The organism is Methylobacterium sp. Leaf361 (genome assembly GCF_001424445.1).
In the GTDB taxonomy this organism is placed as follows: domain Bacteria; phylum Pseudomonadota; class Alphaproteobacteria; order Rhizobiales; family Beijerinckiaceae; genus Methylobacterium.
Genome location: NZ_LMPY01000006.1, coordinates 55,627 through 79,679, shown reverse-complemented (window position 1 = coordinate 79,679; position 24,053 = coordinate 55,627). Strand labels below are relative to the sequence as shown.

The following is a 24,053-nucleotide window of genomic DNA, read 5'->3' as shown; positions in this document are numbered from 1 at the left end:
GGCACCGTCCCGGTGCTATGGGTCGCGCCCGGGGTCCGGTCCGCGCGTCCGGACTCTCGGTGGCGAATGGATGGAGGCGTTCCGCGTGTCCGAGGCCGGACCTGTGACGGAGATCGGCGCCCACGGCGCCCGGCTGACGATCGACCTCGGGGCGATCGCGGCCAACTGGCGGATCCTGGCGGCCCGCGGCGCGGGCGCCGACTGCGCCGCCGTGGTGAAGGCCGACGCCTACGGCTGCGGCGTCGGCCGCGTCGGGCCGGCCCTGTGGGCCGCCGGATGCCGGACCTTCTTCGTCGCGCACCTGTCCGAGGGCGTCGCCGCCCGGGCCGCCCTGCCGGACGCCGCGATCTACGTGCTGAACGGTCTGCCCCCGGGCGCCGCGGCGGCCTTCGCGGCCCACGGGCTGCGCCCGGTGCTCGGCAGCGTCGAGGAGCTGTCGGACTGGGCGGCGTTCCCGGGGAGCCGGCCGCCCGCGGCGCTCCACGTCGATACCGGCATGAACCGGCTCGGCCTGTCGGTGCCCGAGGCGCTGGACCTCGCCGGGGACGCGCGGATCGCTGCCGCCGGGATCGACCTGCTCCTCAGCCACTTCGTCAGCGCCGAGAAGCCGGAGGACCCGGTCAACGCCCGGCAGATCGCCGATTTCGCGCGGGTCCGGGCGGCCTATCCCGGGCTCCGGGCCTCGCTGGCGAACTCGTCCGGGGTCTTCCTCGACGGGGCCCGGCACGACCTGCTGCGGCCGGGCTACGCCCTGTTCGGCGGCAACCCGACGCCGGGCGCCGCGAACCCGATGCGCCCAGTGGTGCGGCTGGAGGCGGCGATCGCGCAGGTGCGCGGCGTCGCGGCCGGTGCCACCGCGGGCTATAACGGCCGCTGGACCGCCGCCGCGCCGAGCCGGCTGGCGACGCTCTCGCTCGGCTACGCCGACGGCTTCCCCCGGGCGATCAGTGGCCGCGGCCACGCGCTGGTCGGCGGCGTCCCGTGCCCGATCCTGGGCCTCGTCTCCATGGACCTGATCATCCTCGACGTCACGGCGGCACCCGCGGCCCGGCGCGGCGCGGAAGCGGTGCTGATCGGCGACAGCCTCGACATCGACGCGGTCGGCCGCGCCGCCGGCACGATCGGGTACGAGATCCTGACCGGGCTGGGTTCTCGGTATGTTCGAACTTATGTAGGCTGACGCGACTCCACCCTGACACGCCGGATCGCCGGCGCCCGGACCCGTATGGCCAAGATCCACCAGACCTTCGTCTGCCAGTCCTGCGGGGCGGTCTACAATCGCTGGCGCGGCCGCTGCGAGGCCTGCAACGGCTGGAACACGATCGTCGAGGAGGCGCCCTCGGCGCCAGGTCAGTCGGGTCCTGCCGCGACCCGGTCGTCGCGCAACCGCGGCCGGGTCTTCCCCCTCGAGGGCCTGACCGGCGAGGCCAAGGAGGCGCCGCGCATCCCCTCGGGGATCGACGAGCTCGACCGGGTGACCGGGGGCGGCTTCGTGCGCGGCTCGGTGATCCTGCTCGGCGGCGATCCCGGCATCGGCAAGTCGACCCTGCTGATGCAGGCCTCGGCCGCCATGGCGGGCACGGGCGAGCGGGTCGCCTACATCTCGGGCGAGGAGGCGGTCGGGCAGGTGCGCCTGCGGGCTGAGCGGCTGGGCCTGAGCGCGCGCCCGGTCCAGCTCGCCGCCGAGACCAACGTCGAGGACATCGTCGAGACCCTGAGCCAGGGGCGCCCGCCCGCGCTCGCGATCATCGACTCGATCCAGACCATGTGGACCGAGACGGTGGAATCGGCCCCCGGCACGGTCACGCAGGTGCGCTCCTCCGCGCAGGCGCTGATCCGCTTCGCCAAGACCACCGGCACGGCGGTGATCCTGGTCGGCCACGTCACCAAGGACGGGCAGATCGCCGGTCCCCGCGTGGTGGAGCACATGGTCGACGCGGTCGCCTCCTTCGAGGGCGACCAGGGCCACCATTTCCGCATCCTGCGCGCCGTGAAGAACCGCTTCGGCCCCACCGACGAGATCGGCGTGTTCGAGATGACCGACGCGGGCCTCAGCGAGGTGCCGAACCCCTCCGCCCTGTTCCTGGCGGGCCGCGACCATCAGGCGGCGGGCACCGCGGTCTTCGCCGGCATGGAAGGCACGCGGCCGCTGCTGGTGGAGATCCAGGCGCTGGTGGCGCCCTCCTCGCTCGGCATGCCGCGGCGCGCCGTGGTCGGCTGGGACCCGAACCGGCTGTCGATGGTGCTCGCCGTGCTGGAGGCCCACGGCGGCATCCGGCTCGGCAGCCACGACGTTTATTTGAACGTTGCCGGAGGCTTGCGCATCGCCGAGCCGGCAGCGGATCTGGCGGTGGCGGCAGCGCTGGTCTCGTCGCTGTCGGGGGCCGTGCTGCCGCCCGAGACGGTCTATTTCGGCGAGATCGGCCTGTCGGGGGCGATCCGGCCCGTGGCGCAGGCCGGCTCCCGGCTGAAGGAGGCGCAGAAGCTCGGCTTTGCCAAGGCGCTGATCCCGCAGGGCCGCGGCGAGGGCGAGAAGGCGCTCTCCGTGGAGACACTGCGCCACATCGCCGACCTGGTGGCGGGGATCAGCGCGGGCGCGCCGCGGCGGGGATCCGGCCAGCGCGGGCGGCAGCAGGCCCGCTACGCCGACGAGGAGATGTGAGCGCGTCCGTCCTTGCGAGCGCAGCGAAGCAATCCAGAGATGCGCTACGTCCGGGAAGGGCCCGCTGCCCTGGGTTGCTTCGCTGCGCTCGCAAAGACGGAGACGGTCAGCCCCCCGTCACGCTCATGTGCCGCGGCACGGCCGCAGGCCGCTGACGCTCGATGACGAAGTCGTGGCCCTTGGGCTTGCGGGTGATCGCCTCGACCACCGCTGCGGCCAGCACCGCGTCGTCCTGGGAGGCGCGCAGGACCGCGCGCAGGTCGGCCGAATCCTCCTGGCCCAGGCACATGTAGAGCTGACCCGTGCAGGTCAGGCGGACCCGGTTGCAGCTCTCGCAGAAATTGTGGGTCAGCGGCGTGATGAAGCCGAGCTTCCCGCCGGTCTCCTCGACCCGCACGTAGCGCGCCGGGCCGCCGGTGCGGTCGGGCAGCGGCGTGAGGGTGTAGCGGGTCTCCAGGCGCTGCCGGGCGACCGACAGGGGCAGGAACTGGTCGGTCCGGTCCGCCTCGATCTCGCCGAGCGGCATCACCTCGATCAGCGTCATGTCCATGCCGAGGCCGTGCGCCCAGGCGATCATGCCGGGGATCTCGTCGGCGTTGACGTCGCGCAGCGCCACGGCGTTGATTTTCACCTTCATCCCGGCGGCGCGGGCCGCCGCGATGCCGTCGAGCACCACCTTCAGGTCGCCGCGGCGGGTGATCTCCCGGAACTTGTCCGGGTCGAGGGTGTCGAGCGAGACGTTGATCCGGCGCACGCCCAGGCTCGCCAGCTCGTCGGCGTAGCGCGTGAGCTGCGTGCCGTTGGTGGTGAGCGTCAGTTCCTCCAGCGCCCCCGAATCGAGGTGGCGCGAGAGCCGGCGGAACAGGTGCATGATGTCGCGGCGCACGAGCGGCTCGCCGCCGGTGATCCGGAGCTTGCGCACGCCCCGGGCGATGAACACGCCGCAGAGCCGGTCCAGCTCCTCCAGGGTCAGCAGGTCGCGCTTCGGCAGGAACTCCATGTGCTCGGACATGCAGTAGGCGCAGCGCAGGTCGCAGCGATCCGTCACCGAGATGCGCAGGTACGAGATCGCCCGCTGGAACGGGTCGATCAGCGGCGCGGGCCCGGCGGGCGCGCCGAGAGCGGACGTCTGCGGCGTCAAGGAGCTGTCATCGAGCATCGTCCGGCATATGATGCCACCGGCGGTCGCGGGCAAGCCGATCCCGCGCCGCAGTCCCGGATTGCGTGAGGAGTGTGACCCGTGAGCGAGGATCTGTGGCCGACCGAGATCCGCCTGTCGGCCGACCGGCGGGTGCTCAACGTCGCCTTCGAGGACGGGGCGCGCTACGCCCTGCCGGCCGAGTACCTGCGGGTGTCGAGCCCCTCGGCCGAGGTGCAGGGGCACTCGCCGCTGGAGCGGAAGGTGATCGGCGGCAAGCGCGCCGTGGCCATCCTGGCGGTGGAGCCGGTCGGCAACTACGCGGTGAAGCTCGGCTTCGACGACATGCACGACACCGGCATCTACGGGTGGGGCTACCTCCACACGCTGGGCCGCGAGTACGAGACGCGCTGGAACACCTATCTCGGCGAGCTCGCCGAGCGCGGACTGGACCGCGAGACCGCGCGCACCGCCCCGGTGAAGCAGGGCGGGGGCTGCGGGTCGGGCTCGTGCGGCTGCCACTGAGGGCAGCCGCTCCCGCTTACGCCGGCCCCGAGCCTCGTCTTTGCGAGCGGAGCGAAGCAATCCAGAGTGGCGCCACGATTTTCGGCGTCGCGCATCCCTGGGTCGCTTCGCTGCGCTCGCGATGACGGCGGCGTCGAGCCGCGCACCCGTCAGCCCGCACCTTCGGAGCCGCCATGGCCTTCGCCTGCACCATCCCCGCGACGCCCACGATCCAGCAGGACGACGCCGCCGTGCGCATCACGCGCTGGGATTTCCCGCCCGGCGGCGTGACCGGCTGGCACGAGCACGGCTGGCCCTACTTCGTGGTGATGCTGGTGGACGGGATCCTGCGCGTCCACGACGGCGCGGCGGTCAGCGAGACGGCGCTCGCGGCCGGGCAATCCTACATGCGCCCGGCGGGCATCCGACACGACGTGATGAACGGGTCCGACCACCCGATCGCGTTCGTCGAGATCGAGGTGAAGCGTCCGGACGCGCTGGTCACGCTGCCCTGATCCGGTTTCCGTTTGAACGCTTCGGTTGATGTGCCTATCCCGTCATCACGAGCGAAGCGAAGTGCCCCAGGGCAGCGCGACCTCTGCAGGCGTGGCGCCGCTGGATTGCTTCGCTCCGCTCGCAAAGACGGCCGTGCCGAAGCCATCAACCGGAAACCCTACGAAACGCAAAAAGGGCCGACCTCGCGGCCGGCCCCCTCGTCGAAGCTCCGAAAAGGAATCAGCGCTGGACGATGACCTTCGTGCCGACCTTGGCGCGGGTGTAGAGGTCCGTCACGTCGTCGTTGGTCATGCGGATGCAGCCCGACGAGACGGCCGTGCCGATCGTCTCCGGCTCGTTGGAGCCGTGAATGCGGTAGATCGAGCCGCCGAGATACATGGCGCGGGCGCCGAGCGGGTTCTCGAGGCCGCCCTTCATGTAGCGCGGCAGGTCGGGCCGGCGCTTCAGCATGGTCGCCGGCGGGCGCCAATCCGGCCACTCGCGCTTCATCGTGATGGTCTGCACGCCGCCCCAGGTGAAGCCCGGCCGGCCGACGCCGACGCCGTAGCGCAGGGCCTGGCCGCCACCCAGAACGTAGTAGAGCCGCCGCTCGGCGGTGGAGACGACGATCGTGCCGGCGCCGTAGGGGCCGTTATAGGCCACCGTCTCGCGCGGGATCGCCGACATCTGCGGGACCGCCGCGTCGGCGTTCAGCGGGTCGGCGGGGTTCAGGGAGGCGTTGGCCACCGGCACCGCGACGGTCTCGACGGCCTGCGGGCGGACGCGCACGGTGAGCGCGTCGTTCAGCGGCTGGCGGGTCAGCGGGTCGATCTCGTAGGCCAGTGCCGGCGCGGCGCAGGCGGCCGCGCCGAGAAGCCCGATCAGGGCGGGGAGAAAACGACGCATCAAAGCCTCTCGGGGCAGGCGCGGACTATGGCGGGAACGCGGCGAAGACCGCGGCACGATGCCGTGCCGATCCTCGCCAAGGGGTAAACGCTCGCGCCTCAAATCCAAGCCTGAAACCGCCCGGCCGGGGCGGTTCCGCCCGCCCGTGACTCGATGGCAACACTGTGGCAGCTTGGCCGTAAGAGCCTGGATGACGGGCGCGGATCCGCGCGTTCGCGCCCCCCGTCAGGCCTCGTCGGCGGCGAGCCAGATCGCCGGCTCGCGCGCGGCCGGGCGGAGCGGGGCCGGGGCGGCGGGCAGACCGCGCAGCTGGGCGAGTTCGGCGAGTTCCGGCGCCTGCGCGGTGTCGTCGGCGTTCAGGAACAGGCCCCGCGCCCGGGCGGCGCGGCCGAGATCGGCCCGGCTGGTCCAGACGCTCTGGGCCGGGCTCGTGAGCAGCGCCAGGGCGATCGGCGCCAGCCAGAGGGCGAGCCACGGGTTCCCGGCGAGGACCAGGGCGAGCACCATCAGCGCGCCGACCACCACGGCGTCGGCCTGGAGCCGGAACGCCTCCGCCCAGGAGACCTGCCGGTCGTCCCGGTCCTGCGTCTCCCAGCGGACCACCCGGCCGAAGAAGGTCGAGACCACGGCGCCGGCGGTGAACAGGGTCAGGACCGGCCACAGGATCACCCACACCGCCTGCTCCAGGGCGGCGCTCGCGAGCAGCGCCCGCGCGCCGCCGAAGGCCGCCCGGCGCTCCGCGGAGGCGAGGACGTGGCCGAGGCTCAGGAGCTTCGGCAGGGCCAGCACGGCGACGCTGAGGGCGGCGAGCGCGTGGGCGGCGGCGCCCTGCCCGGTCAGCCCGTAGGCCAGGAGGCCGAGATCGCCGGTCCGGGCGGCCTGCCACGCGGCGAGGCCCAGGAAGGCGATCCAGAGCGGCAGCACCCCGTAGGAGAGGATGCCGACGAGGAGGTGCCAGCGGCTCGCGCCGTGAAGGCCCGCCCAGGGCAGCACCCGCAGGTGCTGGAGGTTGCCCTGGCACCAGCGGCGCTCCCGGCCGAGCAGGTCGACGAGGTTGGTGGGCATCTCCTCCCAGGTGCCGCCCATCTCGGGCAGCAGCCGCACCTCCCAGCCGGCGCGCACCATCAGCGCGCCCTCGACGATGTCGTGGCACAGGATCTCGCCGCCGAGCGGCTCCCGGCCCGGGAGCTTCGGGAGCTGCGCGTTCTCCGCGAAGGCCTCGACCCGCAGGATCGCGTTGTGGCCCCAGTAGCTGCCCTCCGGCCCCTGCCAGGTCTCTAGGCAGCGCAGGGCCAGCGGCGCATAGAGCCGAACGGCGAATTGCTGGATGCGGGCGAAGAGCGTGTCCCGGCCGGCCGCGTACGAGACGGTCTGGATCAGGCCGGTGCGCGGGCTCGCCTGCATCAGCCCGACGAGCCGGCCCATGGCCGCGCCGGTCATCAGGCTGTCGGCGTCCAGCACGATCATGAAGGCGTACTCGCCGCCGTGGGTGCGGCAGAACTCGCCGATATTGCCGGCCTTGCGGCCGACATTCTCCGTCCGGCGCCGGTAGCGGATCCGCGGCAGCGCCGGGTCGGAGGCCGCCCAGGCCTGGATGCGGGCGTACTCGTGCTCCTCCACGGCGGCGATCGCGCCGTCCCGGGTGTCGGAGAGGACGAAGATGTCGATGCCCCGCGCCTCGGCGCGGGCGAGCGACCGGGCCATCACCCGCAGGCGGGCGAAGACCGCGACCGCGTCCTCGGCGTGGATCGCCACCACGGCGGCGGTGCGTCCGGCCCCGTCCGGGCCGGCGCCCGCCTGCTCGGAGCGGCGCTCCAGCGCGGACTTCGCCCGGTCGCCCAGGAGGGCCGCGACGAACCCGTAGACGTACTGGCAGGCGACGAAGGCCTGCCAGCCCATCACGAGGCCGAACAGCACCAGGACCGCCCAGGCCAGCGGGCTGACACTCGCCGGGTAGGCGAGCGCGGCGAGCCAGACGAGGCCGCCGGCGGCGGCGAGGCTCGGGATGGCCAGGGCGAGGCGGCGGGCGCGCAGGGCGCCGCGCGGCGCGTCGGTCCAGACCTCGCGGCAGGCTGCGTTCTCCGACGGATCGGGTATGGCGGGAGCCGCGTTCCGGTGCGACCGCTCGGCGGAGGAGGTGACGCGTGACGACATGGCGCGAGGAACTCGACCGTGGAAGGCTGCCGGCCGCCTGGCCGTGCGGGGCCGGGAACCGATGACCGTGGATACCGATGTGCGGGGTGAGGATACGGAGCCGAGCCGGCAGCCCAGGCCGCCGGAAGCCGAACGGATCAATCCCCCCTCCCGGCGCCGCGTTCTTCGAACAGTCCTGGCCGCGGCTGCCGGCACGGTTCTACCTAGCGCGACGGATCTGAATGGGTCCAGAACGTGGGCCGGGCCGGCGCTTCCGCCGCAGGGCGACGCGATGACCTTCGAGACCCTCTCGGCCGAGGCGGCGCGGCGCGCAGCAGCGCCCTATGCCGCACCGCCCGAGGACCTGCCGCCGGCGCTCGCCGCCCTCGACTACGACGGCTACCGCGCGATCACCTTCCGGCCGGACGCGGGCCTGCGGCTCGGCGCGCATTTCAGCGCCCAGCTGTTCCACCGCGGCTTCCTGCAGCGCCGGCGCGTGGCGCTCCACCTCCAGCCGCTCCGGGGGCCCGCGCGGCCGATCCCCTACGACACGGGGCTGTTCGACCTGGGCACGTGGCTCGCCGGCCAGGGCTTCCCGGCGGATCTCGGCTTCGCGGGCTTCCGCCTGCACTACGCCTTCCCGGACACGCCGGCCTGGCGGCCGAAGGGCTTCCAGGAGGAGTTCCTCGTCTTCCTGGGCGCCTCCTACTTCCGCCTGCGGGCGGCGAACCAGGAATACGGGCTCTCGGCCCGGGGCCTCGCCATCGGCACCGGCGCGCCGGAGGGCGAGGAATTTCCCGACTTCGTGGCCCACTGGATCTGCGAGCCGGAGCCGGAGGCGCGCACCCTCACGGTGCTCTCCCTCCTCGACAGCCCGAGCGTGGCCGGCGCCTACCGGTTCGAGATCGCGCCCGGCGACCCGGCCCGGATCGCCGTCACCGCGGCGCTCCACCCGCGCCGGGCGCTCCCGAAGCTCGGGCTGGCGCCGCTCACCAGCATGTTCCTGTACGGCCAGAACGGGCCCGGGGCGCGGGGCGCCAAGCCGTTCGACGATTTCCGGCCGCAGGTGCACGATTCCGACGGGCTCTGCGTCGCGGCCGGGGCCGACCCGGCGCGGATCGACCGGATCTGGCGGCCCCTGGTCAACGGGCGGGCGCAGCCGCAGATCTCCGCCTTCGCGGCCCGGCCGCTCGCCGGCTTCGGGCTGCTGCAGCGGGAGCGGAGCTTCGCGGCCTACCTCGACGTGGAGGCGCGCCACGAGGCGCGGCCGGGCCTGTGGGTGGCGCCGGATTCCGCCGGGGGCGCCTTCGCGGACGGCGCCGTGCAGCTCTTCGAGATCCCGTCGGGCGAGGAGTACATGGACAACATCGTGGCGGCCTTCGTGCCGGCGGCCCCGGCGCAGCCCGGCGCGCCGCTGCACGTCCGCTACGGGCTGACCACGGTGGGCGCCGAGCCGGTGCCGGCGATCCCGGAGGCCGCCCTCGCCCGGGTGACGTCGACGCGGCTCGGCTCGGCGGAGCGCCTGCGCCCGTCGAACCCGCCCGACCCGCGGCGGCGCCTCTGCGTCATCGACTTCGAGGGTCCGGGCCTGCCGAAGGGTCCCGACGACGCGGTCGCCGCGGAGGTCTCGGCCAGCGCCGGCACGCTGCACGATCCGGTGGCCAACTTCGTGCCGCAGACCGGAGGCTGGCGGATCTACGTCGAGTGGCGCCCGCCGGAGCCGGTGCCGCCGGGCGACGTCGTGCTGCGCGCCCGGCTGGTCCGCGGAACCGTCCCACTCAGCGAGACCTGGGACGCCGCCGTCTAGGCTCCGTCATCGCGTCGCCACGCTCGCGAAGACGGCGTGTCTCAGGCGGTCCGGCGCTCCTGCTCCAGGCGCCGGGCCAGGCGGGTGGCGCCGTAGACCTCGCTCAGGCGGCGGCGGGCCGCGGTGACCGGCGGCGCCTGCCGCTCGTCGTGGGCGGCCGCGATGACGCGCAGGGCGGCGGCGACCGAACGCTCCAGGCGACGCTCGGCCTGGACGGCCGCGTCCCGATGATGGTCCAGCATGTGATGATCCCTCGTGCTGCGCCGTCTCCACCCTCTGGCGGGGCGGTATCCGGCAGCGCCGACAGATTTCACATCCGGCTTGACCGTATCAAGGCAGCTTGGCCGTGAGCCGCGGCGCGTCGTTACCGCAATTCCTCGTGCCACGTCCGGCCGTCGCGCTCGATCAGCGCGATGGCGGCGGTCGGGCCCCAGCTGCCGGCCGGGTAGGGCCGCGGCGCCTCGGGCCGGTCGGCCCAGGCCTTGAGCACGCCGTCCGCCCAGGCCCAGGCCGCCTCGACCTCGTCGCGGCGCATGAACAGCGTCGCGTTGCCGCGGACCACGTCCATCAGCAGGCGCTCGTAGGCGTCGGGGTAGCGCTGCTTGAAGGTCTCCTCGAAGGAGATGTCGAGGTCGGTCGGGCGCAGCCGCAGGCCGCCGGGCCCCGGATCCTTGGTCATCACCTCGAGCTTCATGCCCTCCTGCGGCTGCAGGCGGATCACGAGGCGGTTGGGCTCGCGGCCGAAGGCCTCCTCGGGGAAGATCGAGAACGGCGAGGCGCGGAACTGCACCACGATCTCGGAGAGCTTCTGGGGCAGGCGCTTGCCGGTGCGCAGGTAGAACGGCACCCCGGCCCAGCGCCCGGACTGGATCTCGACCTTCATGGCCACGAAGGTCTCGGTCCGGCTCTCGTGGCCGAGCTCGGCGAGGTAGCCCTCGACCGGTTTGCCGTCGACGGCGCCCGCCACGTACTGGCCGCGCACCGTCACCAGCGGGATGTCCTGGCTGGTGATCGGCTTCAGGGCGCGCAGCACCTTGAGCTTCTCGTCGCGGACGGAGTTCGCCTCGAGATTGAGCGGGCTCTCCATGGCGGTGAGGCAGAGGAGCTGCAGGATGTGGTTCTGCAGCATGTCGCGCATCGCGCCCGACGTGTCGTAGTAGCCGGCCCGGCCCTCGACCCCCACCGTCTCGGCGACCGTGATCTGGACGTGGTCGATCACGTCGGAGGTCCAGAGCCGCTCGAAGATCGTGTTGGCGAAGCGGAGCGAGAGCAGATTCTGGACCGTCTCCTTGCCGAGATAGTGGTCGATCCGGAAGATCTGCGATTCGGGGAAGACCTCGCCGACCGCGTCGTTGATCGCCCGGGCCGATTTCAGATCCTTGCCGATCGGCTTCTCCAGCACGACGCGGGACTTCTCCCCCACGAGCCCGTGGGTGGCGAGGTTGCGGCAGATCGAGCCGTAGAGGTCGGGCGAGGTGGCGAGGTAGTAGGGCCGGACCTGGTCGGGCCGCTCGTCGAGCTTGGCGACGAGGTCGGTCCAGCCGCTGTCGCCGGCCCCGTCCACCGCGACGTAGTCGACGTGGTCGAGGAAGCGGTGGAGCATGTCGTCGGACAGGTCGGCCGCCGGCACGAAGCGCTTGAGCGCGTCGCGGGCGTGCTCGCGGAAGGCGTCGAGGGACAGTTCCGAGCGCGAGGCGCCGATGATCCGGCTGGTCTCGGGGATCTGGCCGTCGCGGAATCGGTAGAACAGGGCCGGCAGGAGCTTGCGCGCGGTCAGATCGCCGGTGGCGCCGAACACGACGCAGTCGAAGGAAGCGACGGGGATGATCGTGGCCAAGTGCGGCTCCCGGTTGTCGTGCGCTGGTCTCGTGCGGCGGCTGCGTCGCACTGACCTAGCCCGTGTGCAAGGGCTTCGCCAGACGAGGGGCGCAGGCCAGCGCTGTCCGGTTCAGGGGGCGGCCGGGACAGATCCGGGCAAGTCCACGCTGCCACGCTCCGTCCTTGCGAGCGCAGCGAAGCAACCCAGGGCAGCGCGGCGGCGCCGAAGGACAGCACGATGCGCGAGCCGGCCGTCTACATCATGGCGAGCCGCCGCAACGGCACGCTCTACACCGGCGTGACCTCGGACCTCGCACGGCGGGTCCACGAGCACCGGGAGGGGCTGCTTCCCGGTTTCACGAGCCGCTACGCTTGCCAACGCCTCGTCTGGTACGAGCGCTATCCCACGATGAATGAGGCCATCACCCGCGAGAAGCAGATCAAGGCGGGCTCACGGAAGAAGAAGCTCGCGCTGATCGAGGCGACGAATCCGGACTGGAACGACCTGTATCCCGATCTCGCGTGAACGGGTCCGGCGTCGCGGATCCCTGGATTGCTTCGCTGCGCTCGCAAAGACGGCGTTGTCTGGCTCATCGCGGCCCCCCAGGCCGCCTTCACACACTCCGTCATCACGAGCGGAGCGACGTGACCCAGGGCAGCGCGAGGCCGCGTGGGTCACCCCGCCATGTACCGCTTGAACGCCTCGGCGTAGTCCGGGTGCCAGCGCGACAGGGCGGGCCGGTTCTCGACGATGTCGCCGGACGCCCAGGCGATCCGCTTCGCGTCCTGGGCGCGGGTGGTCTCGTTGTCCGGGCAGAGGATGTAGAAATCGCCGGCGGCGAGCCGGTCCAGCAGGAAGGCCACGGTCTCGTCGGGCGTCCAGGCCCCGGCGGGCTTCTCGGCGACGCCGCGGGCCTTCGTGAGGCCCGTGTAGACGAAGCCCGGGATCAGCAGGTGGGCCGTGGTGTGGCAGCCCTCCCGGTTGCGCAGCTCGTGGGCGAGCGCCTCGGTGACCGCCTTCACGCCCGCCTTCGAGACGTTGTAGGGCGCGTTGCCCGGCGGGGTGGTGATGCCCTGCTTCGAACCCGTGACGATGATCGCCCCGGGCTTGCCGCCCTCGATCATGCCGGGCGCGAAGGCGTGGATGCCGTTGACCACGCCGCCGAGATTCGTGCCCAGGATCCGCGTCCAGGTGTCGGCGTCGGAGAACAGTTTTCCGCCGGCCTCGATCCCGGCATTCAGCATCACCAGGGCGGGCGGCCCGCCCTTGGAGACGGCGGCCGCCAGGGCCTCGACGGCGCCCCGGTCCGACACGTCGGTGGGCACGGCGCGCACCTCGACGGCGGCGAGTTCGGCGACGAGGGCCCGGGCCGCGTCCAGGACCGGCCCCGGCAGGTCGGCGAGCCAGACGTTCATGCCGGCCCGGGCGAAGGCCTGCGCGGCGGCGAGCCCGATGCCGCTCGCAGCCCCGGTGACGACCGCGCTGCGGCCCGGACTGATCGCGGGGTGCTGGCTCATGACGGATCCTCGGCTGACGGGCGCCCATCAGATGGGGCGCCCCGGGCGGAAGGCGAGTTCGCGCCGCGGTCCCGCGCCGCCCCGGCAGAACCTGCGGATCGCCGCCGCGGCGGCTTCTGCTAGGGTGGCGGGCACGTCACGGAACGAAGCACCCGGATGCCCCCTCTCCCGCACCGCCGGTCGATCCTCGCCGGCGCGGCCGCCCTCGGCCTCGCCGGCGCGGCGCGCGCGGCCGGCCCGGCGGGGTTCGGTCCCCTCGGCCGGCCGTCCTGGTCGGCCGACAGCCTCCAGGCCGCCGCGGCCGCCAAGGGCCTGACATACGGCTGCGAGGTGCCGTTCCACCGCTTCGACGCGACGCCCGCCTACCGGCAGGCGGTGGCGCGGGAATGCGGCATCCTCGTCTGCGGCACCGAGATGAAGATGGAGGAGGTCCTGCCGGCGCCGGGCAAGACCGACTTCGCCCGCGGCGACGCCATCCTGCGCTTCGCGAGGGCGAACGGCCAGCGCATGCGCGGCCACACGCTCGTCTGGCACGCGGCGCTGCCGCCCTGGGTCGGACCGCTGCTCGGCCGGGCGAGCGCCGTCCAGGCCGAGGACTTCATGCGGCGCTGGATCGAGACGGTGGCGGGCCATTACCGCGGCCAGATCGTCGCCTGGGACGTGGTCAACGAGATCCTCGGCAACGAGGCCGATCCCGACCGCGGCGGCGGCCTGCGCGACTCGCCCTGGCTGGCCTCCATCGGCCCCGGGTACGTCGACCTCGCCTTCCGGATCCTGCACGAGACCGACCCCGCGGCCGCCGGCACGTGGAACGAGGACGCGGTGGAGCAGGGCGTGCCCTGGATGGAGGCCAAGCGCACCAAGGTCCTGCGCCGCCTGGAGGCGATGCGGTCCCGGGGCGTGCCGATCCGGCGCTTCGGGCTCCAGTCGCACCTCACCAGCACGATCCCGATCGATCAGGGCCAGCTGCGGCGCTTCCTGCGGGAGATCGGCCAGATGGGCCTCGGCATCGAGATCACCGAGCTCGACATCGACGACCGCGCCTTCCCGTCCGACGTGGCGACCCGCGACCGGATGGTGGCCGATTACGCCCGCCGCTACCTCGACGTGGTGCTGGACGAGCCCGCCTGCCTCGACGTCCTGACCTGGGACATCTACGACCCGGACACGTGGCTGAACGACCACCCCTACCGCAAGCGGCCCGACGGCCTGCCGCAGCGGGCGCTGCCGCTCGACGCGCAGTTCCGGCGCAAGCCCCTGTGGAACGCGATGAAGGCGGCCTTCGAGGCCGCGCCCGATCACAGGGCCGCCCGCGAGAAGCTCAGGCGGGCGTGACGCCGGCCCGGCGGCCGTCCTCGGCCAGGCTCGGCTCCGGCGGCCGGTCCGCCAGGAGCCGGCGGCGGACGCGCGCGCAGGGGCGCTCGACGAGGCCGTACATGCCCCAGCACCACAGCAGGGTCACCGGGAAGGCCGCCAGCATCAGGCCGACGCCGTGCAGCCCGGGCCGCAGGTGCAGCACCAGGGCCACCACGGTCATGTGCGCGAGGTAGAAGCTGTAGGACCAGAGCCCGAGCCGGCGCATAGGCCGGCTGGCCAACAGCCGCACCAGAGGTCCCTCGCCGTGCAGCAGGTACGCGAAGGGCACGAACAGGGCGGCGCTCTGGAGCGTGTAGCGCAGGCTCTCCCGGAAGGCGGGATCGCGGACCGCCAGGGTCCCGAGGATCACCGCGAGGCTCGCCGCCACGTGCCAGGGCGCGGGGCGCCACGCGCGGTCGGCCGGGACCACCGGATTGTTCCACAGCCCGAGGCAGCACCCGAACAGGATCGCGTCGATCCGGGTGTGGGTCCAGCTGTAGTTCAGGCTGTAATCCGGCAGCCGCCAGACGTTGACGCACCGGATCGCCAGGACGGCCGCGCAGAGCCCCAGGCAGGCCAGGGCCGCGCGGCGCGGCCGCAGGCGCCCGAGCCAGAGCAGGAAGACCAGCGGGAAGACGAGGTAGAAGTGCTCCTCGATGGCGAGGCTCCAGAGCGGCACCGGCAGCACCGCCTCGGTGCCGAACAGGCCGGGATAGTTCGTCAGGAAGGTCGCCTGCCCGAGGACCGCCGCCGGCGCGACCGGCATCCAGTCGAGCCACCCCGCCGCGTACAGCGCGCCGGAGGCGAGCAGGGTCAGGTACATGGGCGGCAGGATGCGCAGGCTCCGCCGGAGGTAGAAGGCGGGAAGCGACACCGTCCCGGTCCGCGCCCGCTCGATCCGCAGGAGCGTGGTGATCAGGTAGCCGCTGAGGAAGAAGAAGACGGTCACGCCGAAGCCGCCCGGCACCACGTGGCCGTAGCCGCAATGGGCCGCGAACACGATCAGGATGGCGAGCGCCCGCACCCCGTCGAGCTGCGGCAGGTAGGGCATCGTCCTCGGGATCGGATCACCGGAATCCGGCATGCTGGGGACCGATCTCCTGTCTGGGCCTGGGCAGCCGTGGCGGCCCGGCCACGCGGTGTCCGACGGAACGCTTCGATGAAGGTGTCCTACTCCGTCATCGCGGGCGGAGCGAAGTGACCTGGGGCAGCGCGACGACGGGCGGCGTCGCGCCGTCTGGATCGCTTCGCTCCGCTCGCAAAGACGTGGGCGCCGGAGCCAGCAACGCATGAATGTATGAGCGCGACGTTCACGCCGACCGACATCCGCGATGTCACACGCGGATGAATCAATGGCGGGATCGTGAATCCCGATCCTGCCCGCTCTCGGGGTCGGAGGAGATTGGTAACCACGCCGGCCCATCATCCGGCCCGGTCGCGCCGCCTGAGCGCGTCGGGAGTGTTGCGTATGGTCCCGGTCCAGCCCCGCCGTCACGCCCGCCCGCACGCCGCGCTGGGTGCGGGCCTGTCCCTGCTGGCCCTGCTCGGAGCGCCCGGCGTCGCCCTGGCGCAGGGGACCGGCGCGGCGCAGGGCGGCCCCGCGCCGGTGCCGCCGCTCGCCGCGCCGGTCGCGGTGCCGCCCGCCGCGGGCGAGACCGCGAAGGGCCAGGAGCCCCGCGCACCGGAGGCGAAGGGTGAGGCGAAGGGCGCGGCCGGCAAGCCGGCGGAGGCCAAGCGGGCCGACACCAGGTCGGCCGAGACCAGGCCAGCCGAGCCCCGGGCGACCGAGGCCGCGCCGGAGCCAGTCCCGGCGCAGGGCAAGGCGCAGGATGCCAGGGCGCAGGACGCGAAGGGACAGGACGCGAAGGCACAGGACGCGAAGGCCCAGGACAGCAAGGCGTCGGACAGCAAGGCGTCGGACGCCCGATCGGCCGAGACCAAGTCCCAGCCGGCCAAGCCTCAGGAAGCGGCGAAGAGGTCCCGCGAGCCGGCGCCGCTGGTCTACGCCAAGGTCTCCGCCGACCCGAACCCGACGCTGACGCCGCGGACGTTCCTCGACACGCTCCGGGCGGCCGAGCGCTACGCGGCCTTCGCGGAGGCCGGGGGCTGGGAGCGGCTGCCAGACGATCTCGCGCGCCTCAAGCCCGGCGAGCGCCACCCGGCGATCCCCGCCCTGCGCCACCACCTGACGCTGACCGGCGACCTGCCGGCGGATGCCCCCGCGAACGACCGCCTCGACCCGCCCCTGGTGGCGGCGATCGCGGCGTTCCAGGGGCGTCACGGCCTGCCCGACAGCGGTATCCTTGGCCGGCTCACGATCAACGCGCTCAACGTGCCGGCCGCGGTGCGCCAGCGTCAGCTCGCCGCCTCCGCGGCCCGGCTGATGGGCTCGAAATTCCCGTTCGGCGAGCGCTACGTGGTGGTCAACATCCCGTCCGCCGCCGTGGAGGCGGTGGAGAACGGCGCCGTGACGCGCCGCTACGTCGCGGTGGTCGGCTCCCCCGACAAGGCGACGCCGTCCGTCGAGACGCGGATCACCGACATCAACTTCAACCCGACCTGGACCGTCCCCGCCTCGGTGGTGAAGAACGAGATCATCCCGGCGATGCGCAAGAACCCGGGCTACCTCGCCAAGAACCGCATCCGGATCCTGGGCCCGGCGGGCGAGGTCGACCCGACCCGGATCGACTGGGCGGGCCAGAAGGCCGTCAACTACACGCTGCGCCAGGATTCCGGCCTCGACAATTCGCTGGGCCAGGTGCGGATCGACATGCCGAACCGCTTTGCCGTCTACATGCACGATACGCCGGCGAAGTCGCTCTTCGCCGCGAGCGTCCGCTTCCACAGCCACGGCTGCGTCCGGGTCGGACAGGTGAAGGAGCTGGTCGGCTGGCTGCTGCAGGGCACGGACGGCCCCAACGGGCCGGGCACGAGCTGGGGCCCGATCGAGATCGAGACCGGCATCGCCGACGGCGAGCGCCGCGACATCAAGCTCACCAAGCCGATTCCGGTCACCTTCGTGTACCTCACCGGCTTCGCCACGCCGGACGGGAAGGCGCATTTCCGCGACGACATCTACAACCTCGACACGCCGGCGCCCGAGCCCGCCGCCACCGGCGCGATCCCGCCCGCGGCGGGCGCGGACGCCGCGAAGCCGGCCCCCGCCACCGCGCCGGCCCCGCCCCGGCCCGGTGCCGCCCACGACGCGAAGCCGGCTCCCGCGCGGGCTGCCGCGGCCAAGCCCGCGACGGTCGGGCCCGCGCCGGTCAGGCCCGCATCGGCGAAGCCGTCGCCGGAGCGGCCCGTTACCGAGCACCGCAGTTTGGAATCCGTCGAACCTACCCGCTAAAGCCAACCCAGCTATGCGATTCTCGGCACGCCGGAACATCCCGGCGGGCCGGCCATTGGCCTGCAGAAGGCGCGTTCGCCCCTCCGCGGAGTGACGGAGCGGCGCGCCGAGCCAGCGAATCGCATTGGAGACGACCATGGCCAAGGCCAAGCCGAGCAGCCGCATCGAGAGCGCGCGCCTCAACACCCCGACCGACCTCGATCCGAGCGACGTCCGGACGATCGCCGAGGGCCTGACGGTCCTGAGTTCGGACCTGTTCGCCCTCTACATCAAGACCAAGAACTTCCACTGGCACATGAGCGGGCCCCATTTCCGCGACTACCACCTGCTGCTGGACGAGCAGTCGGCCCAGATCTTCGAGATCATCGACGCGGTGAACGAGCGCGCCCGCAAGATCGGCGGCACGGTCCTGCGCTCGCTCGGCCAGGCCAAGAGCCTGACCCGCGTGGCCGACAACGATGCCGAGTACGTCTCGCCCCTCGACATGCTCAAGGAGCTGCGCGACGACAACAAGGCCCTCACCGCCAACATGCGGACCCTCCACGAGGTCACCGACGAGGCCGGCGACGTGGCGACCACCTCGCAGCTCGAGGAGTGGATCGATCAGTCCGAGGAGCGGACGTGGTTCCTCTACGAGACCACCCGCAACGCGACCGACAGCGGCCACTGAGCCGCGCCCCCCGGCACCGGCGCGGCCGGCGCCGGGTCGGGCCTCGCCGCGCCCCTAGCCGGTTGCGAGATCGAGGTGCACCTTCACGAGGCCCGGATCGTCCGGGTCGCGCCCCTGCGTGAAGCCGAGGCGGCGGCACACCGCCAGCATCGGCCGGTTCTCGGCCAGCACCGTGCCCTCGACCCGGCCGATCCCCTCGGAGCGCGCCCAGTCGATCATCAGGCGCATCAGCGCGAAGGCGAGGCCCGTCCCGCGGGCGTCGCGGCCCACCGCGATCGCGTACTCGCCGCTCTCGTGGTTGGCGTCGGCGTGGAGCCGGACCGCACCGAGCATGCGCTCGCCGCCGCCCGGCCCGATCTCCGTGGCCACGAACGCGATGGCGCGGGCGTAGTCGAGCTGCGTCAGGCGGGCCAGGAAGGCGTGGCTGAACTCGCGCACCGGCCCGAAGAACCGCAGCCGCAGGTCCTCCGGATCAAGACCCTTGAAGAAGGCCAGGAACAGGCCCTCGTCCTCCGGGCGCACGGGCCGCACCCGCACGGTCCGGTCCTTGAGGTTGAGCGTGCGGATCCACTCGGCCGGATAGGGCCGGATCGCGAAGCGCGGGTGGCCGCGGCCGTGGGCGCTGCCCTGGGCGCCGCGCTCGGCGCGCCCGATCCGGACCCTGGCGTCGAGGGCCAGCACGCCGGTCTCGGCGGCCAGGAGCGGGTTGATGTCGAGCTCGCGCACCTGCGGCAGGTCAGCGGCGAGCTGGGACAGCTTCACCAGCGTCAGCGCGATCGCCCCGAGATCGGCCGCCGGCACGTCGCGGTAGGCCTCCAGGCGGCGCGCGACCCGGGTGCGGGCGATGAGGTCGCGCGCCAGGGTCAGGTCGAGCGGCGGCAGGCCGAGGGCGCGGTCGTCGATCACCTCCACGGCGGTCCCGCCCCGGCCGAACACCACCACCGGACCGAACACCGCGTCCTCCGCGAGCCCGGCGATCAGCTCCCGGCGCTGGCCGCGGCGGACCATCGGCTGCACGGCGAAGCCGGTGACCCGGGCGTCGGGCCGCTCCCGGCGCGCGCGGGCCAGGATGCTGCGGGCGGCCTCCGCGACGTCGGCCTCGCTGGTCAGGTCGAGGTGGACGCCGCCGATGTCGGATTTGTGCACGATGTCCGGCGAGACGACCTTCAGCGCCACCGTCCCGCCCGCCGCGATGATCGGCCACGCGGCCGCCGCGGCCGCGTCCGTGTCGGGGGCGAGCGTGATCGGGACGGTCGGGATCCCGTAGGCCTGCAGGAGGCCGTTCACCGCCACCGGGTCGAGCCACGCGGCGCCCTGGCGCAGGGCGCCGGCGACGATCGAGCGGGCCCGCGCCGTGTCGGGGGAGAAGTCCCGCGGCAGCGAGTCCGGCGTGCGCATCAGGTCGTCCTGGGCCTCGCGGTAGCGCACGAGATGCAGGAAGCCCTCGATCGCCTCGGAATCGGTGGTGAAATGCGGGATCCCGGCCTGCGCGAAGGTCTCGCGCGCCGCCTCCGCGTCGCCCAGCGTGACCGCGAAGACCGGCTTCTTGCGGGTCTGGCCGGCGCGGGCGGCCTTGACCGTCGCGGCGACGGCCTCGGCCACCGCGCCGGCCTCCGAGCGGATCGTCGGCACGTGGATCGCCAGCACGGCGTCGCTCGTCCGGTCCGTCAGCAGCGGCGTCAGCGCGGACGCGAAGGCCGGACCGGCGGCGTCAATGCCGAGGTCGAGGGGGTTTCCCGGTGCGCGGCCCTCCGCCTCAGCGGGCGCCGCCAGGGTCCCGGCCCGCTCGATCAGCCGGTCCGCCGCGAGGAGGCCGATGCCGCGGCCGTTGGACACGATCGCCAGCCGGTGGCCGGGAAACGGCCGCTGCCGCCCCAGGGTCTCCACGGCGGAGAACATCGCGTCGAGGTCCGGCACGGCCAGCAGGCCGGCCCGCCGGAAGGCCGCGGCGTAGACCGCGTCCGGGCGGGCCAGGGCGCCGGTATGGGTGACGGCGGCGCGGGTGTCGGGCCGGTGCCGGCCCGCCCGCAGGACCACGACGGGCTTGGCCCGGGCCGCGGCGCGGGCGGCCGACATGAACCGGCGGGCATCCGCGACCCGGTCGAGGCAGAGCAGGATCGCGCGGGTGCGGAAATCGGCGGCGAAGTGGTCGAGGCAGTCGGCCACGCCGATGTCGAGGACGCTGCCCAGCGACAGCACTGCCGAGAAGCCCGTGCCGTGGCGGGCGCCCCAGGCGACGATGGCGGCCGCGACCGTGCCGGATTGCGAGACGAGGGCGAGGTCGCCGACCTCGGGCGCCTGGGCGAACAGGCTGGCGTTGAGCCTCGCGCCCGGGACCGCCAAGCCGGCGCTGTCGGGCCCGAGCAGGCGCAGGCCGTGGGCGCGGGCGATCCCGTGGGCGACCGGACCGGGATCCTCCGGCCCGGATCCGAGCCGCGCCGTGAGGATCACGGCCGCCCCGGCGCCGATCGCGGCGGCCTGCGCGACGACCTCGGGCACGCTCGGCGGCGGCACCGCGATCAGGACGAGGTCGGGAGCGGCGGGCAGATCCGCGACCCGCGGCACGCAGGCCAGCCCGTCGACGGTCGTTTGGTCGGGCTGGACCGGCATGATCGCGCCGGGAAAGCCCGCGGCGCGCAGGCTGTCGAGCACGCTGCGCCCCAGCGAGCCCTCGCGCCCCACCGCCCCGACCAGGGCGATCGAGCGGGGCGCCAGCAGCTTGTCGAACCGGTAGGTGCTCACGACCGGCGGCTCACGACATCGTCACGGGACGCGGTCCCGCAGGCCGTTCCTGGCGGCACGCATCTGGCCTCTCGCTCACGTCCGAACGGACGAGGCGCCGGGGCGCCCGCCGCTCTCCCAGATGGCGCGATCCGGCGCGCCTGCAACGCCCGGTCGGCACGCGCCGGCCGGAAATCGCGTGGTCGACGCGAGCGCGGTCTCCAGACCTCCTTTTGTTCAATATCGGGCGCCATTTATCCACTCTAAGACGGCACTTGTGGGCATGTGTGGATTGGACTTGCTATTGAATTCACACCACCATAGTAACTGCCCATTAACTACCCTGTATCGGGTCGAGCAGAGACAGATCCCGGCCGGCGTCGCTGGCCGGCTGGGATCGATTGGAGGTTACGGGATGGACGCCACGGGTGAAGGGCAACCGGACTATCTCACGCTGTCCGTCGACATCGTGTCGGCCTTCGTGAGCAACAATCCGGTCCCCGCGCCGGAACTGCCGGGGCTGATCGCGGCCATCCACGCGACGCTGCACGGGCTCGGCGAGCCGTCCGCCCCGCCGGCGGAGCAGCTGCGGCCGGCCGTGCCGGTCCGGCGCTCGGTCCAGCCCGACTTCATCGTCTGCCTGGAGGACGGCAAGAAGTTCAAGTCGCTGAAGCGCCATCTGCGGACGCACTACAACCTGACGCCCGAGGAGTATCGGGGAAAGTGGGGCCTGCCGCCCGACTACCCGATGGTGGCGCCGAACTACGCCGCGGCGCGGTCCAGCCTCGCCAAGAGCATGGGCCTCGGCCACCAGCGCCGGAAGGGCTGACGGCGCGGCGCTCTCATCCGCGTCGGCGTCCACAGCTTTCGGAGGCGGGTTAGGCATCGGGCAAGCCGCGCTTGCGAGGGTCGGGGGCCCGTCAGCGCCCCCGAGACCCGATGCCCGGCAAGCCCAGCCTCGTCGCCCGCCTGTTCTGGACGGCCGTGATCGGCCTCCCCTTCGGGCTCTGGTACGGCCGGCCGGCGCTCGCCGCGACGGGACTCGCCCTCGCGCTCGTCCTGGTGCGGCATCTCGGGCGCCCGCGCCGGTTCCGGGCCCGGGTGCGCCGGATCGCCCGCGCCCATGCCGAGACGCTGGCGCTGCGGCGGCGCCAGGAGAGCTACACCGACCCCTACGGCAACCGGATCGAGGACGGCTGGTTGCGCGAGCGCGATTATTTCCTCGAGCGGACCGTCCTGCCGCAGCTCGGCCCGCGCTTCGCCGACCTCGCCGAGGCGGAGCACGCGCGGATGCTGGCGATCGTCGAGGCCGAGGCCGCCGCCGTCGCGCTCCCGGAGGAGGACGAGGCGCCCGGGGACGGGCTCGACTACGAGCGCTACTGCGCCGAGCGCCTGGTCCGGGCGGGCTGGCGGGCGCACCGAACGCCGGCGAGCGGCGACCAGGGCGCCGATATCGTGGCGGTGCGGGACGGGCTGCGCCTCGTCGTGCAGTGCAAGCGGCTGAGCAAGCCCGTGGGCAACGCCGCCGTGCAGGAAGCCGCCGCGGCCCTGCGCTACTGGGACGGGGACCGGGCCGCCGTGGTGTCGAACGCCGGCTTCACGCCGGCGGCGCGCCGGCTCGCCACGGCCACCGGCGTCCTCCTCCTGCACCACGACGCCCTCGAGGCGATCGAGGCGTTCGACCTCGCGGAGACGTGATGCCCGTCAGGCGAGCGGGCCGGGGATGGCGATCTCCGCCTCGCTGAGCAGGCGCGCCTCGTGGCGGCGCACGAACAGCCACAGGGCCAGGCCGCCGAACACCACCAGGGCGAGCAGGGTCAGGCCCACCGGGCCGACGATGTGCTCGATCTGGCGCCCGCAATAGTACGAGCCGATGCCCATGCTGCCGGCCCAGACGATGCCGCCGAGGGCGTTGAAGGCGAAGAAGCGGCGCGCGTCCAGGCGGTTGACCCCGGCGAGCAGGGCCGCGTAGGCGCGCAGCATCGCGGTGAAGCGGCCGAAGAACACGATCTTCCCGCCATGCTGGCGGAACAGGTACTGGCCGAGCTTGAGCCGCCCGTGGTCGAGGGCGATGAGATGGCCGTAGCGGAGCAGCAGCGGCATGCCCCAGCGCCGCCCCGCCCAGTAGCCGACATTGTCGCCCAGGATCGCCGCCGTCGCCGCCGCGGCGATGACCAGGCCGATGTTCAGGTTCCCGGTGCTGCCCGCGTAGACGGCGGCCGAGATCAGCACCGTCTCGCCGGGGCACGGCACGCCGGCGCTCTCGAGGGTGATGATCACGAAGATCGCGATGTATCCGTAATTCGCGATCAGGTCGGCGATGGGCAGGTCGTTCAGGAAGGCCATGCGGTCCTCGGGCCGGTCTCCGGGCAGAGCCCGGCGACACAAGCGGACGGAACGTGGCCTTAAGAGGGCCGATCTGCGGCCGGCGGCGTCCTCAGAGGACCTTCAGCAGTGCCTCGGCGCCGGACGCCTCGGCCTTCGAGGGGGTCTCCTCGACGTTGAGGATCCGGACGACGCCGTCCTCGACCAGCATCGAGTAGCGCTTCGAGCGCATCCCGAGGCCGAAGCCGGTGCCGTCCATCTCCAGGCCGAGGGCCTTGGCGAAATCGGCGTTGCCGTCGGCGAGGAATTCCAGCCCCTCGGCGCCGCTCGCCTTCGACCACGCGTCGAGCACGAACACGTCGTTGACGCTCGTCACCGCGATGGCGTCGATACCGCGCCCGAGGATCTCGTCCCGGTGGGTGACGAAGCCCGGCAGGTGGTTGCGGTGGCAGCTGGGGGTGAACGCGCCCGGCACGCCGATCAGGACCACGCGCCGGCCCTTGAACACGTCGTCGGTGGTGCGCGCGATCGGGCCCTCGGGGCCGATCACCCGGAAGGTGGCCTGGGGCAGGTGGTCGCCGACCTGGATCATCGCGGGTCCCTCGTTGTCGCGCGCTGGGATGGCGCGCGTGAGCAGCGCGCCTGACCTAG

The 24,053-nt window shown here is 73.0% G+C and carries 21 protein-coding genes; 11 read left to right on the top strand and 10 right to left on the bottom strand.

Annotation, left to right across the window (positions count from 1 at the left end):
• Positions 1-70 precede the first annotated feature (70 nt).
• Entirely contained in the window at positions 71-1,180 is a 1,110-nt protein-coding gene (alr, locus tag ASG32_RS06620) for an alanine racemase (protein WP_157861909.1), read from the top strand.
• A 45-nt stretch (positions 1,181-1,225) separates the two neighbouring features.
• Positions 1,226-2,662 carry a DNA repair protein RadA gene (radA, locus tag ASG32_RS06615; RefSeq protein ID WP_056523726.1) on the top strand — a complete coding sequence of 479 codons (1,437 nt, stop codon included), beginning with the start codon at positions 1,226-1,228 and terminating at the stop codon, positions 2,660-2,662.
• A gap of 106 nt (positions 2,663-2,768) precedes the next feature.
• Here radA and moaA read toward each other — a convergent pair whose 3' ends face one another.
• Positions 2,769-3,821, bottom strand: coding sequence for a GTP 3',8-cyclase MoaA (moaA, locus tag ASG32_RS06610; RefSeq protein ID WP_056523724.1), 1,053 nt, complete (start codon positions 3,819-3,821; stop codon positions 2,769-2,771).
• Positions 3,822-3,902: 81 nt separating this feature from the next.
• On the opposite strand from moaA, the gene ASG32_RS06605 reads away from it, so the two are divergent.
• Both ASG32_RS06605 and ASG32_RS06600 read left to right on the top strand, forming a co-directional pair.
• A complete protein-coding gene (locus tag ASG32_RS06605; protein ID WP_056523722.1) occupies positions 3,903-4,325 on the top strand; it encodes a DUF971 domain-containing protein in 423 nt (140 codons plus the stop codon).
• A gap of 173 nt (positions 4,326-4,498) precedes the next feature.
• Complete coding sequence (locus ASG32_RS06600) at positions 4,499-4,819, top strand: cupin domain-containing protein (RefSeq protein WP_020093808.1); 321 nt, start codon at positions 4,499-4,501, stop codon at positions 4,817-4,819.
• A 220-nt stretch (positions 4,820-5,039) separates the two neighbouring features.
• On the opposite strand, the gene ASG32_RS06595 is transcribed toward ASG32_RS06600, so the two are convergent.
• Together ASG32_RS06595 and mdoH are read right to left on the bottom strand one after the other, a co-directional pair.
• Positions 5,040-5,705 carry a L,D-transpeptidase gene (locus tag ASG32_RS06595; RefSeq protein WP_056523719.1) on the bottom strand — a complete coding sequence of 222 codons (666 nt, stop codon included), beginning with the start codon at positions 5,703-5,705 and terminating at the stop codon, positions 5,040-5,042.
• A 225-nt stretch (positions 5,706-5,930) separates the two neighbouring features.
• On the bottom strand, positions 5,931-7,859 hold the full coding sequence (mdoH, locus tag ASG32_RS06590; RefSeq protein WP_056523716.1) for a glucans biosynthesis glucosyltransferase MdoH: 1,929 nt from the start codon (positions 7,857-7,859) through the stop codon (positions 5,931-5,933).
• A 271-nt stretch (positions 7,860-8,130) separates the two neighbouring features.
• On the opposite strand from mdoH, the gene ASG32_RS06585 reads away from it, so the two are divergent.
• Complete coding sequence (locus tag ASG32_RS06585) at positions 8,131-9,645, top strand: glucan biosynthesis protein (RefSeq protein WP_056523713.1); 1,515 nt, start codon at positions 8,131-8,133, stop codon at positions 9,643-9,645.
• A 41-nt stretch (positions 9,646-9,686) separates the two neighbouring features.
• Here the strand turns inward: ASG32_RS06585 and ASG32_RS06580 are convergent, their stop codons facing one another.
• The gene (locus tag ASG32_RS06580) at positions 9,687-9,887 is read right to left on the bottom strand and encodes a hypothetical protein (RefSeq protein ID WP_056523710.1); all 201 of its coding nucleotides are present in this window, start codon (positions 9,885-9,887) and stop codon (positions 9,687-9,689) included.
• Between the two features lie 122 nt (positions 9,888-10,009).
• On the bottom strand, positions 10,010-11,482 hold the full coding sequence (gene zwf, locus ASG32_RS06575) for a glucose-6-phosphate dehydrogenase (protein WP_056523707.1): 1,473 nt from the start codon (positions 11,480-11,482) through the stop codon (positions 10,010-10,012).
• 219 nt (positions 11,483-11,701) lie between these two features.
• Here zwf and ASG32_RS06570 point away from each other — a divergent pair, with 219 nt between their 5' ends.
• Positions 11,702-11,989: a GIY-YIG nuclease family protein gene (locus ASG32_RS06570; RefSeq protein ID WP_056523704.1), complete on the top strand. Its 288-nt coding sequence runs from the start codon at positions 11,702-11,704 to the stop codon at positions 11,987-11,989.
• A 149-nt stretch (positions 11,990-12,138) separates the two neighbouring features.
• Here ASG32_RS06570 and ASG32_RS06565 read toward each other — a convergent pair whose 3' ends face one another.
• Positions 12,139-12,981, bottom strand: a complete 843-nt coding sequence (locus tag ASG32_RS06565; RefSeq protein WP_056523701.1) for an SDR family NAD(P)-dependent oxidoreductase — start codon at positions 12,979-12,981, stop codon at positions 12,139-12,141.
• Positions 12,982-13,137: 156 nt separating this feature from the next.
• Between ASG32_RS06565 and ASG32_RS06560 the strand changes: the two genes are divergently transcribed.
• Entirely contained in the window at positions 13,138-14,316 is a 1,179-nt protein-coding gene (locus tag ASG32_RS06560; RefSeq protein ID WP_056523698.1) for an endo-1,4-beta-xylanase, read from the top strand.
• Here the strand turns inward: ASG32_RS06560 and ASG32_RS06555 are convergent.
• Positions 14,303-15,421, bottom strand: a complete 1,119-nt coding sequence (locus ASG32_RS06555; RefSeq protein WP_056523695.1) for an acyltransferase — start codon at positions 15,419-15,421, stop codon at positions 14,303-14,305. The two genes, ASG32_RS06560 and ASG32_RS06555, sit on opposite strands and share 14 nt — an antisense overlap.
• Before the next feature lie 384 nt (positions 15,422-15,805).
• Between ASG32_RS06555 and ASG32_RS06550 the strand changes: the two genes are divergently transcribed.
• Both ASG32_RS06550 and ASG32_RS06545 read left to right on the top strand, forming a co-directional pair.
• Entirely contained in the window at positions 15,806-17,686 is a 1,881-nt protein-coding gene (locus ASG32_RS06550) for a L,D-transpeptidase family protein (protein WP_056523691.1), read from the top strand.
• Between the two features lie 136 nt (positions 17,687-17,822).
• Positions 17,823-18,356, top strand: a complete 534-nt coding sequence (locus tag ASG32_RS06545; RefSeq protein WP_056523688.1) for a DNA starvation/stationary phase protection protein — start codon at positions 17,823-17,825, stop codon at positions 18,354-18,356.
• Positions 18,357-18,410: 54 nt separating this feature from the next.
• Here ASG32_RS06545 and ASG32_RS06540 read toward each other — a convergent pair whose 3' ends face one another.
• Positions 18,411-21,098, bottom strand: a complete 2,688-nt coding sequence (locus ASG32_RS06540) for a bifunctional acetate--CoA ligase family protein/GNAT family N-acetyltransferase (RefSeq protein WP_056523686.1) — start codon at positions 21,096-21,098, stop codon at positions 18,411-18,413.
• Between the two features lie 394 nt (positions 21,099-21,492).
• On the opposite strand from ASG32_RS06540, the gene ASG32_RS06535 reads away from it, so the two are divergent.
• Both ASG32_RS06535 and ASG32_RS06530 read left to right on the top strand, forming a co-directional pair.
• On the top strand, positions 21,493-21,906 hold the full coding sequence (locus ASG32_RS06535; protein ID WP_020093821.1) for a MucR family transcriptional regulator: 414 nt from the start codon (positions 21,493-21,495) through the stop codon (positions 21,904-21,906).
• A 110-nt stretch (positions 21,907-22,016) separates the two neighbouring features.
• Entirely contained in the window at positions 22,017-22,775 is a 759-nt protein-coding gene (locus ASG32_RS06530; RefSeq protein ID WP_056523684.1) for a restriction endonuclease, read from the top strand.
• A 6-nt stretch (positions 22,776-22,781) separates the two neighbouring features.
• On the opposite strand, the gene ASG32_RS06525 is transcribed toward ASG32_RS06530, so the two are convergent.
• Together ASG32_RS06525 and ASG32_RS06520 are read right to left on the bottom strand one after the other, a co-directional pair.
• Positions 22,782-23,423, bottom strand: a complete 642-nt coding sequence (locus ASG32_RS06525; RefSeq protein ID WP_056523681.1) for a DedA family protein — start codon at positions 23,421-23,423, stop codon at positions 22,782-22,784.
• Positions 23,424-23,514: 91 nt separating this feature from the next.
• Positions 23,515-23,994, bottom strand: a complete 480-nt coding sequence (locus ASG32_RS06520) for a peroxiredoxin (RefSeq protein ID WP_020093824.1) — start codon at positions 23,992-23,994, stop codon at positions 23,515-23,517.
• Positions 23,995-24,053: the final 59 nt, after the last annotated feature.

What these genes read in the sequence shown, in the direction of transcription:
- ASG32_RS06530 (WP_056523684.1), top strand. Translation starts at nt 22,017, where the DNA reads ATGCCCGGCAAGCCCAGCCTCGTCGCCCGCCTGTTCTGGACGGCCGTG.
- ASG32_RS06560 (WP_056523698.1), top strand. Translation starts at nt 13,138, where the DNA reads ATGCCCCCTCTCCCGCACCGCCGGTCGATCCTCGCCGGCGCGGCCGCC.
- ASG32_RS06565 (WP_056523701.1), bottom strand. Translation starts at nt 12,981, where the DNA reads ATGAGCCAGCACCCCGCGATCAGTCCGGGCCGCAGCGCGGTCGTCACC.
- ASG32_RS06585 (WP_056523713.1), top strand. Translation starts at nt 8,131, where the DNA reads ATGACCTTCGAGACCCTCTCGGCCGAGGCGGCGCGGCGCGCAGCAGCG.
- ASG32_RS06580 (WP_056523710.1), bottom strand. Translation starts at nt 9,887, where the DNA reads ATGCTGGACCATCATCGGGACGCGGCCGTCCAGGCCGAGCGTCGCCTG.
- ASG32_RS06525 (WP_056523681.1), bottom strand. Translation starts at nt 23,423, where the DNA reads ATGGCCTTCCTGAACGACCTGCCCATCGCCGACCTGATCGCGAATTAC.
- ASG32_RS06520 (WP_020093824.1), bottom strand. Translation starts at nt 23,994, where the DNA reads ATGATCCAGGTCGGCGACCACCTGCCCCAGGCCACCTTCCGGGTGATC.
- alr (WP_157861909.1), top strand. Translation starts at nt 71, where the DNA reads ATGGAGGCGTTCCGCGTGTCCGAGGCCGGACCTGTGACGGAGATCGGC.
- ASG32_RS06535 (WP_020093821.1), top strand. Translation starts at nt 21,493, where the DNA reads ATGGACGCCACGGGTGAAGGGCAACCGGACTATCTCACGCTGTCCGTC.
- moaA (WP_056523724.1), bottom strand. Translation starts at nt 3,821, where the DNA reads ATGCTCGATGACAGCTCCTTGACGCCGCAGACGTCCGCTCTCGGCGCG.
- ASG32_RS06555 (WP_056523695.1), bottom strand. Translation starts at nt 15,421, where the DNA reads ATGCCGGATTCCGGTGATCCGATCCCGAGGACGATGCCCTACCTGCCG.
- ASG32_RS06545 (WP_056523688.1), top strand. Translation starts at nt 17,823, where the DNA reads ATGGCCAAGGCCAAGCCGAGCAGCCGCATCGAGAGCGCGCGCCTCAAC.
- ASG32_RS06595 (WP_056523719.1), bottom strand. Translation starts at nt 5,705, where the DNA reads ATGCGTCGTTTTCTCCCCGCCCTGATCGGGCTTCTCGGCGCGGCCGCC.
- ASG32_RS06570 (WP_056523704.1), top strand. Translation starts at nt 11,702, where the DNA reads ATGCGCGAGCCGGCCGTCTACATCATGGCGAGCCGCCGCAACGGCACG.
- radA (WP_056523726.1), top strand. Translation starts at nt 1,226, where the DNA reads ATGGCCAAGATCCACCAGACCTTCGTCTGCCAGTCCTGCGGGGCGGTC.
- ASG32_RS06550 (WP_056523691.1), top strand. Translation starts at nt 15,806, where the DNA reads ATGGTCCCGGTCCAGCCCCGCCGTCACGCCCGCCCGCACGCCGCGCTG.
- ASG32_RS06600 (WP_020093808.1), top strand. Translation starts at nt 4,499, where the DNA reads ATGGCCTTCGCCTGCACCATCCCCGCGACGCCCACGATCCAGCAGGAC.
- mdoH (WP_056523716.1), bottom strand. Translation starts at nt 7,859, where the DNA reads ATGTCGTCACGCGTCACCTCCTCCGCCGAGCGGTCGCACCGGAACGCG.